Raw genomic sequence first — 15,848 nt, 5'->3', positions numbered from 1 at the left:
AGTGGTTGTGCAGTGGATGAAATGACCAAAGGAACTTGAACACATGTCGAAACTTGTGACGAAGATTGTGGCAACAGGAGCGGCAGTGTCGATGTTGACGCTGCCGGGCGCCGCTCCTGCTGTCGCCTCGTCCCTCGGAGGTGATTCCGTCAGGGAAGCACCCGCCGAGGCCAGTCTCCCCGACCCATCCTCAGACAACTCGTCACCAGATGATTCATCCGCTGCAGACTCTTCTGCTGCCGACGCCGAAGCCGGTGCCGGCAACAGCGCGGACAAGACTGCGGACTACGCTGCGGACGAGTCTGCGGGCAAGGACGCCTCTGCTCAGGCGGCAGCCGAAGGCACCAAAGTCCAGCTGCTCAACATCACCGACTTCCACGGACGCATCGCCGAGGCCGGCACGCAGCTCGCCTCGGTCGTCGAGGAAGAGCGTGCGAAGTATGCGGCTGCGGAAGGCACAGCCGGAACCGGGCTCCTCTCCGCCGGTGACAACATCGGAGCCTCCACCTACGCCTCCTCCTCTCAGCAGGACAGCCCGACACTGGACGTACTCAACGCCATCGGCGCCCAGGCTTCGGCCGTCGGCAACCACGAGTTCGACCAGGGCATCGACGATCTGACCGGCAGAGTCTCCTCCGAATCAGACTTCCCCTACCTTGCCGCCAACGTCTACGACAAGGGCACCACCGACGTCGTCGACGGGCTCGAAGGCTATACGACGATCGATGTGGGCGGTGTGAAGGTCGCCGTCATCGGTGTCGTCACCAAGGACACCAAGTCCTTGGTCTCACCCGACGGCATCGCCGACCTCGATTTCGGTGACCCCACCGACGCCGTCAACCGTGTCGCCGGTGAGATCGAGGCTCTGCCCGCTGACGAACAGCCGGATATGACGGTCGTCGAGGCCCACCTCGGCGCCTCGAGCACGAAGAGCCTGGGAGATGCCCAGGCCTCGAACGCCGAGTTCGACAAGCTCGTGACAGAGGCAGATGCGTCCGTCGACGTCCTCTTCACCGGCCACACCCACCTGCCGCACTCGTTCGAGGCCCCTGTGCCCGGCGAACCCGACCGGACTCGACCCGTGGTCGAGGCCGGCAGCTACGGCGAATACGTCGGCCAGGTCCAGCTCGAAGCAGATGCCGAGGGAAACTGGACGACCGAGAAGTCAGATCTCATCAAGACGGAGAAGAAGAGCTACGATTCGCCCGTCGTCGATGAAGTCGCGAAGATCATCGCGGACGCCGACGAGAAGGTGAAGGTCACAGGCTCTGTCGTTGCAGGTGAGATCAGCGAGGACATCACCCGCGCCACGAAGGACGGCGAGGAGGACCGTGGTGCGGAGAGCACCCTGGGCAACCTCGTCGCTGACGCCCTCAAGGACGGAGTCGAGGGCACGCAGCTCGACGATGCCGACTTCGGCATCACGAATCCGGGCGGACTGCGCACGGACCTGAGATGCGACGACATCTACAACACCGAGGACAAGTGCGAAGTCACGGCCGCTGAACTCAGCTCGGTCCTGCCCTTTGCCAATGACCATGGCGTCGTGACGATGCAGGGCTCCGATGTCATCGGTCTGTTCGAAGAGCAGTGGCAGCCAGCAGATGCCTCGCGGCCGTTCCTCCACCTCGGCATCTCCGACGAGCTCGAAGTCGTCTACGACTCCGATGCGGCCAAGGGCGAGCACGTGAAATCGGTCGAGGTCGATGGCAAGAAGCTCGACCCGGACAAGGAGTACAGGGTCGCGACGCTGAGCTTCCTCGCCGCCGGGGGAGACAACTTCTCCTCTTTCGCCGAGGGTGACTTCGAACTCTCCGGACTCACTGACTTCGAGACCTGGGTCGACTACTTCGAGAAGAGCGCGGACGAGAACGAGAAGGTCTCGCCGGACAACGACGAACGCCAGGCCGATCTGACGAAGGACGTCATCGACAACGGTGACCTCACAGTCGATCTCGCTGCCCCCGACAATGGCATCGAGCCTGGTGAGAGCAAGGACTTCGTCCTCAACACCACCGCCGAGGCGGAGGTCCCAGGACCGGTGGACGTGACCGTAGACCTGCCCGAGGGATACACCGTCAGCGCCGCTGATTCCGAATCGGCCGGAGCCCAGAAGACAGCGAAGTCGGAGACGGCGACGGCCCCCGAGGTAGAGGCCCCCGAGGTAGAGGCCCCCGAGGTGAAGGTCGACGCTGCGGCGAAGACGATGACCTTGGAATCGATCCCAGCCGGTGCCAGCGACGTCGCCATCAACGTCACCTCACCCGATGATGCCTCCGGTGAAGTCACCGTCGAGGTGGGTCTGAAGGCCGGCGAGGGCGAGTGGTGGGATGACAACCCGCTGCCGGTCAGCCACGAATTCGAGGCCACGGCACAGATCGGCGATGAGGCGAATGCTGCGGCCGGCGATGATAGCGGTGTCGATGGCACCTCTGACGGTGCAGGAGCGGATTCCAACGCTGACGGTGGTGCCGGTGGTGACAACGGAAGCTCCGAGGCATCGGGATCGGGTGCGAATGCCGACGGCGCGAACGCAGACGTCTCCGGGGCCACCTCGACGAATGCGGATGGCGGCAGTGGAGCCGAAGCCGACGGTTCGAAGGACGGCGCGGACCTGCCTCGCACCGGCTTCGAAGCCATGAACCTCGTGGCTGCGGCACTCGCACTCATCGTTGCAGGCAGCATGGCCGTGACCATGGTGCGTCGGCGCAAGGCCACCAGGTGAATCAGCTGCTGGAGCGTTCGGTCTGATCGTCGCTGTCTGCCGTCTGCTTCGTCTCGAAGGTTTCGAGGTGGACGAGGACGGGGACGAGGAAGAGGATGCCCACGGCAGGGACGACGATTCCCGAGTCGTTGATGATCGTACCGACGCCCAGCAGGATGGCCAGGCTGATCATGCCCGCTCGCAGCAGTGGGATCCGATTGTAGGCATCGGTCATTCCCTGCAGTGAGAAACGCTGCGGTTCCAGTGCCAGCCAGAACACGCCGATGATGATGAGCGGCAGAACCAGCGTCATCCACGATTGAGTCAGGATGTCGATATTCATGCCGATCTTGCGGGCCAGCACACTCAGGGCCTCGCCGCTGATGATGGAGTCGAAGAAGCGGCCGAAGTGGGTGCGCTGATCGGCGGGACGTAGCCAGTCGATGAACAGGACCGCGAGCATGACGAAGCCTGCGATGCCCACGGTCAGTCCCATGCGTTTGAGCGAGAATCGGATTCCTGCGGCCGCGAGGACGAGGTAGGCGACGCCGATGATCAGCGTCGGGACGGACCCGAACTTCGTGCCCAGTCCCGGGGCGGCAAGGATGACGCTCGAGACGAGGATCGGCACGGTGACGATGAGGATGCGCACGATCGGTCTCGTCGTCAGCGATGCGAAGCCGGCCACGGCCAGCAGCAGAGCACAGCAGTAGAGCGCGAGTGCGGAATTGCCGATGCCGTAGAACCTCGATGCGATGAGCAGCGGTTCACCCAGCAGTGTCGACATCTGGAGCCGAGAACCGGTGATGACGTCGTAGGCGAGGACGAGGACCGTGACGACGCTGACGAAGAGCACAGGCCCGAGTTTGTACCCGCGCCACGGACCCAGCAGGGCGATGGCCCCGAGTATCAGCGACCAGCCGGCCAAGGCTCCCAGCATCGCAATATCAGGGTTGGTCGCTCTCTCCCAGGGAACGGTGTTGACCAGATAGGTCGACACCGGCATTGCCGCGAAGACGATGCCCAGCCGGTAGGCGCCGGAATGGACGAGGGCGCGATGGTTCTTGCGCAGGAACCAGGCCAGGACTAGCAGGCCGACCATGAGGGAGGCGACGACGGGGAAGAACCAGGTGGACAGCTCGTTCTGGGTCTTCACCGCCACCTGACGGTCGAGAACGGCCTGGAAGCGCGACTCCCAGCTGCTGTCTGCGCTCTGGTTGGACATCGGGGCGCCGGCCGCGTTGTGCATGGCCTGCCCGTCGCTGAGTTCGACGAGCGTCGGGGCGATATCGGGCACCTGGATGAGGCCGGGTTGGCGAGTCGACGAAGAGCTCAGCAGTCCGGCAGTCCCGCCAGGACGCAGCATCATCGTCGACTGCATCGATGAGCTCTTGCCTGAACCGTCGGCGATCGACGAGAAGATGATCGGCGAGGTGCCTGCGCTCAGACGTTCGGGGTCGTCACCGTCGACCCAGCCGGCGGCTGCCAGAATCTCCCCGACATGTGTGTCGAGGGCCTTGAGCGAGTAACCGTCGGAGGTGGTGTCGCCGAGGTCGACGAGTGTGAGTTCACCGCTTTGTGAGGCCCGATTCGCCTTCTGGGCCAAGTCGTCGCCGATCGGTGACCAGTTGTCGAGTTTGCCTCTGTGATCGGCTGCTGCGATCGCGGCACCGGGCCCGAAGGCAGCGATGTCGGGCACCGATTCCGCCAGATAGCCGAGGCCGGCGTCGTAGTTGTCGCTTCTCGCGACCTGGGCATAGACATCCCAGTCGGAGACCCAGCCGTCGAGCGGCGGAGCCGGTTCGCGGCACTGTTCACGGGGTTCGTCGGCGGCTCGCCGTCCCGAACCCACGCCGAGCCAACCGTCGACGGGGCAGCTGGTCGCCCGTACGCTGCGGGGAGTGATGGTGCCGATCTGTGCGGTCTGCATCATCCGCCACAGATTCGGAGTGGTGCGCGGATCGAGGTCCTCGAAGCTGAAACCGGAGACGCCGATGAAGATGGGACCCTTGCCCGCAGAGGCGGCTGCCGCTTCCGATGCGCTCTTTCCATCCATGCCCCGAGTCGGCGCGGCTTGAGAGACCTGCGGCATACCGAGGACGAGCAGGGCGATGACGAAGAGGCCGAGCAGCATGCGCACGGACAGCGAGGGTGTTCTCATGCTCGATCCGCCTTCTCGCCAGCGACGGACGTCACTCCGACTTCCTCTTTCGGGTGTTCTGCGCTCAGTGCCAGCAGGTAGGGCAGGAGCACCATGGCACCCGTCGAAGGCACGGCGATGCCGGAGTCCGTGAGCACCAGCCCCACGGCCATGCCTGTGACTGCGGCGAGGAAGCCGAAATGGACGTCCTGGTCCCAGAAGACCTGCGGCAGACGTCCCCTCCACTTGTTCGCCAGACGGCCGGCGCGACCGGTGGCAGCGATGCTGGGGAAGTGGAGCAGATAACGGAGGAAGAACAGGATGGCGATGACCGCGAGGGGAGTCACGATCGCCAGTGCCGGGTTGATCTGCATGATGTGGAGATTGGCGCCGAGCTTCCGCCCGACCACCTGCAGCGCCTCACCGGTGACGATCTGGTCGAAGAAGTTCCCGAAGTGCGACCTGGCCCCCGGCTCACGCAGCCAGTCGAGGAACGCGATGCCCAGCAGCACGGCCAAGGAGGCCAGCCCGATGAGGATGAGGCGGAAGATGGAGAGGCGGACGCGGCTGACGAGAGCCAGCAGCACGAGAAGGCCGGCCAAGGTGGCGATCGTGCCGCCGAACTTCGCTCCCCAGGACGGATTTCCCGACACGAACACCGCAAGCAGTCCGAGGACGAGGGGAAGGATGAACACCATCCGGCGATGGCCCTTGGCCCGCAGCCAGGAGATCGCAAGACCAAGGAAGATGAAGAGGCTGACGATGAAGATCGCCGCACCCTGATTGCCCAGGCCGTAGTAGCGGCCGCCGACGATCGGGTTGTAGCCCAGCAGCGAGTTCCCCTGCAGATGCGAACCGGTGATGAGGTCTGCGGAGAGGATGAGGAAGCTCAGCAGCGAGAGTGCGGCCACACGTCCGCGCCAGGTCCGACCCCACGGCGGAAGCAGTGAGGCACCGAAGAGCAGCCCGGCCGAGACTGCGATCGAAACACTGAGGCCGACCCCTGGGTGCGGGAGTCTGGCCCACGGGAACAGGCCGGCCAGGAATGCGCTCATCGGCAGGGTCGCCACCGCGAGTGAGGCCCAGGCGAGGAATCTGTGCACGGTCGGGGCGATCGTCGCACCGCCTCGGCGATCGAGGAGATTCCGGCTCAGGAGGACCCCGCACAGGAGGAACAGAAGATAGAAGGTGATGTCGAGGAGCAGGGAGAACGTCGACAGGTGCTGGTAGATCGACGTCGCCTTCTGCGACTCGGACACGAGGTCGTCGATGCGTTCCTGCGGGTCGTCATCGGTGGGTGTGTTGTCGAAGGAGATGCCGCTGGGGGATGAGACGCCGAACTGGTCGAGGATTCCCGGGGCGATGTCCGTGAGCTGCAGGAGGCCGGGGGTGCGGGTGCTGGCCGAGGACAGGCTGCCTGGTTCGTAGCCGGGACCGGAGGCGATGAATGCACGCAGCTGCGGCAGACTCGAACTGTCGCCGAGGCCGGCGACCATGATCGTGGGCTCTTCGCTTCCCGGTGTCGCCGATTCGCGGGCCTCCTCTAGCTTGTCGCCCAGACGTTCGTCGGCCTCGGCGACGCGTTCCTCGCGGTCGAAGAAGACGGGGACGGTGTAGGAGTAGTCGGGGATCGGATCGTAGAGCCAGGACGAGGAGCCGATCGAGCCCAGATCGACGAGGTCGAGCCGGCAGTCCGTGGCCACAGCGTCGTCGGTGTAGTCGGCCACGATGCCGTTCTCGTCGGCCACGGCGTAGGCCGCTCCCGGGCCCTCGGCGGCGACGCAGGAGTTCAGCTGTGAGTCGCCTGCTGACTTCCCCTGCTCACGGACGAGGCGGGCGAGCATCCCGTAGTCTACCGAGTAGCCGGAGTCGACGTTCGGCTCCTTGATGGACTCGAAGTCCTCGATCGTCGCGGTGGCCGTGCCGTCAGCGGAGCTGTCGGCGAGATCTTCATCACTCGATTTCTGTGCGTCGGGGCCTGATTCCGTGGCGTCATCCACATCATCCAGTGCCTTCTCCACGGCACCGTCACTGGTCGACGGTGCACTCAAAGGCGGACAGGTGGCCCTGTTGCCTTCCTGCTCCGGATCGGTGGGTGGACCCGCTTGAGCGCGGGCGCCGGCGCCCATGGACAGCCAGCCGGAGCCGGGGCAGGTTGCTGAGCCTATGGTGCGCACATTGAGGTTGGCAGCCGCACCCTCGGAGAAGAGCTTATAGAGGTTGGGCGTGCGCACGGGATCGATATCGTTGATGGTCAGACCGGGTATGCCATAGACGATGGTCTTGCCGGCGGGTCCCTGGGAGACGCCGGAATCCTCACCCGATGTTCCGGTGTCTGCCGATGCTGCGGTGGCTGACGATGCTGTGGTGCTCGCAGCCGATGCCGAGGGCGACACGGTGGCCGACGACTCCTGGGCAGCGGCAGCTGGTGACTGTGCCGGTCCGAGGACGAGGACCAAGAACCCGAGAACTGATCCCAGCACCAGGAGTCTGAATGCGGGAAGGCGCGTGGGCAGGAGGGATGTAGGCGGCACAGCTCAATAGTATCGGCTCAGCTTTCCACCCGCTCTGGCACTGGCCTGAGCGTTTGCTCCGCGGGAGAGAATGCATGTATATTTGATTGTCGTTGTGTGTGTCCGTCGTGCTCCCTTACATAGCCTCATGCGTTGCAGGCCCGTAGGTGGGGGGACGACTTCGATGGACAGACCCGATTCAAGACAACGAGTGCCTTGACTCATCAGACTCACGACCGGATGAGTCATCAGCACTACACCAAGAGATACGAAAAGAAGGCTACTTTTGCGTACGTTCACACCCAAGCCCGGCGATATTGAGCGCCAGTGGCACGTCATTGACGCCACTGACCAGGTGCTCGGTCGTCTTGCTGCCCAGGTTGCACGCCTGTTGCGCGGCAAGCACAAGACCACCTTTGCTCCTCATATCGACACCGGTGACTTCGTCATCATCATCAATGCAGACAAGGTCGCATTGACCGGTGCGAAGCTCGATCAGAAGCGCGCTTACCACCACTCGGGTTACCCGGGCGGTCTGAAGAGCGTCAACTACGCCGAGCTTCTCGCCACCAATCCCGAGCGCGCAGTCGAAAAGGCTGTCGGCGGTATGGTTCCGAAGACTCGTCTCGGACGTGCCCAGATGCAGAAGCTGAAGGTGTACCAGGGTGGAGAGCACCCACACGCCGCTCAGAATCCGCAGCCGTACGAACTCAGCCAGGTCGCGCAGTAAAGCGCGCCCCAGCTCTAGACATACCGAGGAGAACCGTGGCTGAAGAAACCACCACTGCGACAGAATCTGTCGAAGAACCAACCGTCACCGAATACACGTCTGAGACCCCTGAGTCAGCTGGCCTGGGCGAGCAGACCGCTGGCGGACGCGGACAGTCCCTGACCGCTCCCGGCAGCGCAGTCGGACGTCGCAAGCAGGCAATTGCTCGCGTCCGCCTGGTCCCCGGATCCGGTGAATGGACCATCAACGGACGCACTCTCGAAGAGTACTTCCCGAACAAGCTGCACCAGCAGCTCGTCAACGAGCCCTTCCGCCTGCTCGACCTCGAAGGACGTTTCGACGTCATCGTGCGCATCGGCGGCGGCGGACCTTCCGGCCAGGCCGGAGCCGTTCGTCTGGGCATCGCCCGTTCGCTCAACCAGATCGACGAAGAGTCGAACCGTGCTGAGCTGAAGAAGGCAGGCTACCTGCGCCGCGACGCACGCGTCCCCGAGCGCAAGAAGGCCGGTCTCAAGAAGGCACGTAAGGCACCTCAGTTCTCGAAGCGCTGATTCTGCTGTCAGGACTGCGCCTGGTCTGCCGCTGAAGCGCAGCCCCCCGACAGTTCAGCTCGAAGAACACCGCAATGCGGCCCCGAACCGGATTCGGGGCCGCATTTCGTGCATTCACCTGCCTGAGGCCCCACTCCCGGCAAGACAGGGGCGACACATCTCGTACCGCCAAGACAGGGGCGGTACATCTCGTACCGATTTCGGCCGTAGTACGGTCCGGCACCACCGCCTCGGCGGCGCTATGGACTAATATCGACGGGAAATTGAGGAAAGGACTTTCCATGACACGACTCTTCGGCACCGACGGTGTCCGTGGACTTGCCAACCGCGACATCTCCGCCCGGCTGGCACTCCAACTCTCCGTGGCAGGCTCGCGGGTTCTGACCCGCGGTTGGCCCGAAGGCAAGCGCCCCTTCGCCGTCGTCGGCCGCGACACTCGAGTCTCCGGTGAGTTCCTCTCCGCTGCAATCTCCGCGGGCATCGCCTCCGCCGGAGTCGACGTGCTCGACGCGGGAATGCTGCCCACCCCCGGCATCGCCAGCGTCGTAGCGGACACCGGTGCCGCCTTCGGCGTCGTCATCTCCGCCTCCCACAATCCGATGCCGGACAACGGCATCAAGTTCTTCGCAGCAGGCGGGACGAAGCTCGATGACTCCGTCGAGGATTCGATCCTTGCGATCCTCGACGAGGACTGGGCCCGTCCCACCGGCGCCGAGGTTGGTCGCATTTCCCGTTATCCCGCCGCTGCCGACGAATACACGGAGAAGCTCGTGCGGTCCCTCGACGCCGAGGGCACACGTCCCCTGTCCGGACTCAAGGTCGTCGTCGACTGCGCTCACGGTGCCGCGTCCATCGTTGGGCCCGCTGCCCTGCGCCAGGCCGGTGCCGAAGTCATCGTCTCCGCCGCCGAGCCCGATGGCTTCAATATCAACGACGGAGTCGGCTCCACTCACCTCGAACCGCTGCAGCGTCTCGTCGTCGAAACCCAGTCCGATCTGGGTGTGGCCTTCGACGGCGACGCCGACCGGTGCCTGGCCGTGGACTCACTGGGCCGTGTCATCAACGGTGACCAGCTCATGGGCATTCTGGCGATCGGCCTCAAGGAGCTCGGTGAGCTGAAGGGCAACACGCTCGTGACGACCGTGATGTCGAACATCGGGCTCAAGCATGCGATGGACAAGTACTCGATTGAGACTGTCCAGACCGCCGTCGGTGACCGCTACGTCCTCGAACGCATGCTGGCAGACGGCTTCGTCCTCGGAGGGGAGCAGTCCGGGCACGTGCTCATGCTCGACCACGGCACGACCGGCGACGGCGTGCAGACGGCCCTGCACCTGATGAAGCGCATGGCCGATTCGAAGCGCACGTTGGCCGACCTGGCTGCCGAGATCCCTCAGCTGCCCCAAGCGCTCGTCAACGTCAAGGGCGTCGACAAACACGGTGTGGACCACCCGAAGGTCACGGCCGAAGTCAATGCCGTCGAGGCCGAACTCGAAGGCTCGGGTCGCGTCCTGCTGCGGGCCTCCGGCACCGAGGCGCTGATCCGCGTCATGGTCGAAGCCGAGACCGAAGACATCGCCCAGGCCCAGGCCGAACGTCTGGCCGCCAACGTCAAGGACAACCTGGGGCTGTAGGAATTCTCAGATGCAGTTGTAGGAATTCCCAGATGCAGCAGAGGCCGCAGTCGCAGACAGCGCTGCGGCCTCTGTCATGCCCGAGCTTCGTTCGCGGTTGCGCAGCTCAGCTCGCGGCGAACTGGGTGGCGTAGAGTTCCGCGTAGCGCCCGCCCAGGGCCAGCAGCTCGGTGTGAGAACCCGACTCGACGATGCGACCGGCCTCGACGACGAGGATCGTATCGGCCTGGCGGATCGTGGAGAGCCTGTGCGCGATGACCATTGCGGTGCGGCCGCTCATGGCCCGCGACAGTGCCTGCTGGACTGCCGCCTCATTCGTCGAGTCCAAGGCGGAGGTCGCCTCATCGAGGACGACCACCTCTGGGGCGGCCAACAGCATCCGGGCGATCGTCAGACGCTGACGCTCACCACCGGAGAGTCTGTAGCCGCGCTCACCGACGAGCGTGTCCAGGCCATCAGGCAACGAGGCGATGACGTCGTGGAGCTGCGCGCCGTCGATGGCCTCATACAGTTCGGCATCCGTGGCACCCGGCTTCGCCAAGGACAGGTTCGCCCTGATGGATTCGTGAAACACGTGCCCGTCCTGAGTGACCACGCCGACGGTGCTGCGCAGCGCCTGGGCCGACAGCTCGCGCACGTCGACCCCACCGATCGTGATCGACCCCGAGGTCACGTCGTAGAGACGGGGCAGCAGCGAGGCGGTCGTCGATTTACCGGCGCCTGAGGAGCCGACCAGGGCGACGGTGTGCCCAGCTGGGATCGTGAAGTTCAGTCCGTGCAGGACCTCGTCGCCGCCTCTGGTGTCGAGCACGGAGACGTCCTCGAGGCTGGCGAGGCTGACCTGTTCGGCGCTGGGGTAGGCGAAGTCGACGTTGGAGAACGTCACGTCAAGACCGCCCTCCGGCAGTGATTTCGGTGCCTTGGGCTCCTTGATGAGGGGGACTAGGTCGAGGACCTCGAAGACGCGCTGGAAGCTGACGACGGCGCTCATGATGTCCAGGCGAGCGTTGGCCAGCATGGTCAGCGGCGTGTAGAGCCGGGTCAGGAGCAGTGCGAGGGTGACGACCTGGCCGGCGTTGAGGTTGCCCAGGACAGCCTGGGCACCGCCGATGCCGTAGACGAGGGCCAAGGCGAGGGCGGAGACGAGCGTCAGCGAAGACACGAACGTCGACTGCAGCATGGCCACCTTGACCCCGATGTCGCGGACCTGAGCGGCACGGTCGGAGAACTCCTCGTTCTCGGTCTTGGGGTTGCCGAAGAGCTTGATCAGGGTCGCACCTCCCGCGGAGAACCGTTCGGTCATCCGCGTCGACATGCTCGCAGAGTTGTCTGCGGCCTGGAACTGCAGGGAGGCAAGCTTTCCGCTAAGCAGCTTGGTGGGGATGATGAAGAGCGGCAGCAGCAGGATCGACATGACGGTGACCTGCCAGGAGATGGTGACCATCACGCCGACGGTCAGCACCAGGGACACGAAGTTCGACACGATGCCCGACAGCGTGTTGGAGAACGCACGCTGGGCTCCGATGACATCGGTGTTCAGACGGGAGACCAGGGCACCGGTGCGGGTGCGATTGAAGAACGCGATCGGCATCTTCTGCACATGGTCGTAGACCGCGGTGCGCAGATCGAAGATGAGACCCTCGCCGATCTGCGAAGAGAGGTACCTGTTGAAGATCGAGATCGCGGCGTCCGCGATCGCCAGACCTCCGATCGCCACGGCCAGCCAGATGACGGTCTCGACGGGTCCGCCATTGGTGATCGCGTTGACGACGTCACCGGCGAGGACGGGGTTGAGGACGCCGATGACGGCCGTGCCGACGGACAGCGTGAGGAAGACGATGAGCTTCTTCTTATGCCTGGTCGCGAACGAAGCGATGCGACGGTAGGTGCCCGGCTTGATCGAGGTCTGCGGAGTTCTCTTACTCGACACCGAGGTGTACATCACCCTGTGCGCTGACTGCATGCTCATCTCGTCGCCTCCCTCACCCGGCCCTTCCCGGGCAGGTCCGAACGTTCACAGATTTCAACCTCCGAGGCTGCAGATCTATTTCTCAATCAGCTCAGGGCGAAGTTCCAGCGTCAAGCGCCCGAGCATTCAGAGCTTGCGCAGCTGGACCTTGCGGATCGTGTGGTCATCCGACTTGTGCAGCACGAGGTCGGCACGACCCCGGCTGGGCTGGACGTTCTCACGCAGATTGGGGAAGTTGATCGAATCCCAGATCTCCGTGGCCAGGGTGATCGCCTCGTCGTCGTCGAGCTTCGAATAGCGGTGGAAGTAGGAGTCCGTGTCCTGAAAGGCACCGTGCTTGAGCTTGAGGAACCGGGAGATGTACCACTGTCGGATATCGCGGGAACGGGCATCGACATAGACGGAGAAGTCGAAGTAGTCGCTGATCGACAGGCCCAAGGTCCCGTCGCTGCGGGGCCGGGCGGGCTGGAGGACGTTGAGGCCTTCGACGATGAGGACATCGGGGGAGCGGACAACCACCTCGGCGCCGGGGACGATGTCATAGGTGTGGTGCGAGTACACGGGGGCACGCACCTCGGGGGAGCCGGACTTCACGGCGGAGATGAACCGCAGCAGTTTGCGCCGGTCATAGGACTCGGGGAAGCCCTTGCGCCCTGTGAGCCGTCGGCGATCGAGTTCGGCGTTCGAGTAGAGGAAGCCGTCGGTGGTGAGGAGCTCGACGCGAGGGGTATCGGGCCAGCGGGCCAGGAGTTCGCGTAGGACACGAGCGGTCGTCGACTTGCCGACGGCGACGGACCCGGCCACGCCGATGACGAAGGGGGTGCGCTTGGCCTCCTGCGGTTCGAGCCCGGTCTCGTGCAACGGGGAGAAGAACTCCCGCGTCATGTCGTGCTTGGCACGGCGGGCGGAGACGTAGAGGTTGAGCAGCCGCGACAGGGGCAGGTACACCTGAGCCACCTCGTCGAGGTTGATCCGATCGCCCAGACCGCGCAGACGTTCGATGTCACGCTGCTTCAGCGGCAGGGGAGTGGCCTGGGCCAGGGTGCCCCAGACGTCGCGGTCGAACTCCCAGAACGGGGACGTCGGTTCGACCTCGGGCTTGCGTCCTGTATTGAGGCCGGCCAGACGTCGCGCGCGGTCAAGGAGGGGATCGACATGAGACATGGGCACAATTGTGTCATGCGTCATGTCTGAGCTGAACGCCGAGGTGGTGGTCGGGTAGGTCGATTCCACGTTTCTTGACTCGACTGCGTAAAATTCCACTCATGTGTGGAATCGTTGGTTATGTATCCAAAGCAGACGTTGACAATGCTGATCACTCGGCGCTCGATGTGGTGCTCAGCGGCCTGAAACGGCTCGAATACCGCGGCTATGACTCTGCGGGAGTCGCCCTTGTCACTCCTGCCGGTGATCTGGAGACCGCGAAGAAGGCGGGCAAGCTCTCGGCGCTGACCGACGAGCTCGAGGTCAACCCCCTGCCGAAGGCCCAGACCGGCATCGGACACACCAGGTGGGCCACCCACGGTGGACCGACCGACCTCAACGCCCACCCGCATGTGGCCGACGGTGGAAAGCTGGCGCTGATCCACAACGGCATCATCGAGAACTTCGCTCAGCTCAAGCGCGATCTCATCGCCGAGGGTGCGCAATTCCAGTCAGAGACCGACACCGAGGTTGCGGCCGCTCAGTTGGCCAAGAACTTCCAGGAGACCGGTGACCTGACGAAGGCCATGCGCGTGACCGCCACCCAGCTCGAAGGCGCCTTCACGCTGCTGGCCGTCCACGCCGACGCTCCCGGACAGGTCGTCGCCGCACGCCGCAACTCGCCCCTGGTCATCGGCCTGGGTGAAGGAGAGAACTTCCTCGGTTCCGACGTCGCCGCCTTCATCGACTACACCCGCACCGCGGTCGAGATCGGTCAGGACCAGGTCGTGACCATCACCCCGGACTCAGTGGTCATCACCGACAACGACGGCAACGAGGTCGACGGTTTGCAGTACGAGGTCGACTGGGACGCCGCTGCTGCGGAAAAGGGTGGATTCCCCTCGTTCATGGACAAGGAGATCCACGACCAGCCACAGGCCGTCGCGGACACCCTGCTGGGTCGTCTCGACATCGACGGCAAGCTCACCCTCGATGAGATGCACATCGACGAGACGGTGCTCAAGACCATCGACAAGATCGTCGTCATCGCCTGCGGCACCGCGGCCTACGCCGGCCAGGTCGCCAAGTACGCCATCGAACACTGGTGCCGTGTGCCCGTCGAGGTCGAGCTCGCCCACGAGTTCCGCTACCGCGACCCTGTTGTGACCGAGAAGACCCTGGTCGTGGCGATCTCCCAGTCGGGAGAGACCATGGACACGACCATGGCCGTGCGCCACGCACGTCAGCAGGGCGCGAAGGTCATCGCCATCTGCAACACCTTCGGCTCGACCATTCCCCGCGAATCCGACGCCGCACTGTACACGCACGCCGGTCCGGAGATCGCGGTCGCCTCGACGAAGGCCTTCCTGTCCCAGGTTGTGGCCTGCTATCTGCTGGGCCTCTACCTGGCACAGCTGCGGGGCAACAAGTTCCGCGACGAGATCACCACCATCCTCGAGGAGCTGCAGACCATTCCGGAGAAGGTCCAGAGCGTCCTCGACAACGGCAAGCAGCAGGTGCTCGAGCTCGCCCGTCGCAACCAGGACGTCGGCTCTGTGCTGTTCCTGGGCCGCCATGTGGGCTTCCCCGTGGCCATGGAGGGTGCGCTCAAGCTCAAGGAGCTCGCCTACATCCACGCCGAGGGCTTCGCCGCCGGTGAGCTCAAGCATGGTCCGATCGCGCTCATCGACGACGGCCAGCTCGTCATCATCGTGGTGCCCAGCAAGCGCGGCCGCGATTCGCTGCACGCCAAGGTCATCTCGAACATCCAGGAAGTCCGGGCCCGCGGCGCGAACACCGTCGTCATCGCCGAGGAAGGGGATGAAGAGGTCCGCGAGTTCGCCTCCGAGGTCATCTACGTTCCTCAGACGACGACGCTCATGGCGCCGCTGCTGACGACGGTTCCGCTGCAGATCTTCGCGATGGAACTGGCCACGGCCAAGGGCCTCGATGTGGATCAGCCACGCAACCTGGCCAAGTCCGTGACCGTGGAGTAATAGGAGCGAAATGGCGATTCTGGGAATCGGGACTGATATTGCCGATGTGCCTCGGTTCGCCGAGCACATCGAGCGCGTTCCCGAACTGCTTGATCGCCTGCTCACCCCTGCCGAACAGCTCAAACGCAATGGCAAACGTCGTACGGATGCCTCTTTGGCGGCGAGATTCTCCGCCAAGGAGGCGCTGAAGAAGGCGATCGGCTTCCCCGGATGGCTGCCCTGGCAATCCGCCGAGGTGGTCCCCGCCCGGTCCGGTGCGCCCTCATTCCGCCTGCGAGGGCTCGTGCTCGAACACTTCCACCGCATCGGCGCCACGAACATCCACCTCTCCATCACCCATGACGCGAACCTCACCATGACCTTCGTCATCGTCGAAGGCGAAGGGCCATCGCTGAGTCCCAGCGTGGAATGGGATGCGGAGCATTTCGGGTAGGCAGATGGCTTCCGGACTTCGGCACCACCTCGGC

At 64.3% G+C, this 15,848-nt stretch carries 10 protein-coding genes; 6 read left to right on the top strand and 4 right to left on the bottom strand.

Annotated features, from left to right (window positions below):
• The first annotated feature begins 43 nt into the window (after positions 1-43).
• Positions 44-2,725, top strand: a complete 2,682-nt coding sequence (locus PGC08_RS14800; protein WP_271708767.1) for a bifunctional metallophosphatase/5'-nucleotidase — start codon at positions 44-46, stop codon at positions 2,723-2,725.
• Between the two features lies 1 nt (position 2,726).
• On the opposite strand, the gene PGC08_RS14795 is transcribed toward PGC08_RS14800, so the two are convergent.
• Both PGC08_RS14795 and PGC08_RS14790 read right to left on the bottom strand, forming a co-directional pair.
• Positions 2,727-4,865, bottom strand: coding sequence for a hypothetical protein (locus tag PGC08_RS14795; RefSeq protein WP_271708766.1), 2,139 nt, complete (start codon positions 4,863-4,865; stop codon positions 2,727-2,729).
• Positions 4,862-7,378 carry a hypothetical protein gene (locus PGC08_RS14790; RefSeq protein ID WP_271708765.1) on the bottom strand — a complete coding sequence of 839 codons (2,517 nt, stop codon included), beginning with the start codon at positions 7,376-7,378 and terminating at the stop codon, positions 4,862-4,864. Before PGC08_RS14790 ends, PGC08_RS14795 begins: the two co-directional genes overlap by 4 nt.
• A gap of 265 nt (positions 7,379-7,643) precedes the next feature.
• Between PGC08_RS14790 and rplM the strand changes: the two genes are divergently transcribed.
• The 3 genes from rplM to glmM all read left to right on the top strand — a co-directional run bounded on the left by rplM (position 7,644) and on the right by glmM (position 10,272).
• Entirely contained in the window at positions 7,644-8,087 is a 444-nt protein-coding gene (rplM, locus tag PGC08_RS14785) for a 50S ribosomal protein L13 (protein WP_009883872.1), read from the top strand.
• Between the two features lie 35 nt (positions 8,088-8,122).
• Entirely contained in the window at positions 8,123-8,638 is a 516-nt protein-coding gene (rpsI, locus tag PGC08_RS14780; RefSeq protein ID WP_143923515.1) for a 30S ribosomal protein S9, read from the top strand.
• Positions 8,639-8,919: 281 nt separating this feature from the next.
• Positions 8,920-10,272 carry a phosphoglucosamine mutase gene (glmM, locus tag PGC08_RS14775; protein WP_271708764.1) on the top strand — a complete coding sequence of 451 codons (1,353 nt, stop codon included), beginning with the start codon at positions 8,920-8,922 and terminating at the stop codon, positions 10,270-10,272.
• A 106-nt stretch (positions 10,273-10,378) separates the two neighbouring features.
• Here glmM and PGC08_RS14770 read toward each other — a convergent pair whose 3' ends face one another.
• Entirely contained in the window at positions 10,379-12,241 is a 1,863-nt protein-coding gene (locus tag PGC08_RS14770) for an ABC transporter ATP-binding protein (protein ID WP_271708763.1), read from the bottom strand.
• A gap of 126 nt (positions 12,242-12,367) precedes the next feature.
• Positions 12,368-13,405 (bottom strand): type I pantothenate kinase, encoded by a 1,038-nt coding sequence (gene coaA, locus PGC08_RS14765; RefSeq protein ID WP_271708762.1) that lies wholly within the window; start codon positions 13,403-13,405, stop codon positions 12,368-12,370.
• Positions 13,406-13,506: 101 nt separating this feature from the next.
• Here coaA and glmS point away from each other — a divergent pair, with 101 nt between their 5' ends.
• Both glmS and PGC08_RS14755 read left to right on the top strand, forming a co-directional pair.
• A complete protein-coding gene (glmS, locus tag PGC08_RS14760) occupies positions 13,507-15,381 on the top strand; it encodes a glutamine--fructose-6-phosphate transaminase (isomerizing) (protein ID WP_271708761.1) in 1,875 nt (624 codons plus the stop codon).
• A 10-nt stretch (positions 15,382-15,391) separates the two neighbouring features.
• Positions 15,392-15,814, top strand: a complete 423-nt coding sequence (locus PGC08_RS14755; protein WP_271708760.1) for a holo-ACP synthase — start codon at positions 15,392-15,394, stop codon at positions 15,812-15,814.
• Positions 15,815-15,848: the final 34 nt, after the last annotated feature.

Origin of the sequence: Brevibacterium sp. BDJS002 (assembly GCF_028201555.1) — a bacterium.
GTDB classification, from domain to species: Bacteria; Actinomycetota; Actinomycetes; order Actinomycetales; family Brevibacteriaceae; genus Brevibacterium; species Brevibacterium aurantiacum.
The sequence above is the reverse complement of the archived record's forward strand: the minus strand, read 5'-3'. Positions and strand labels throughout refer to the sequence as shown.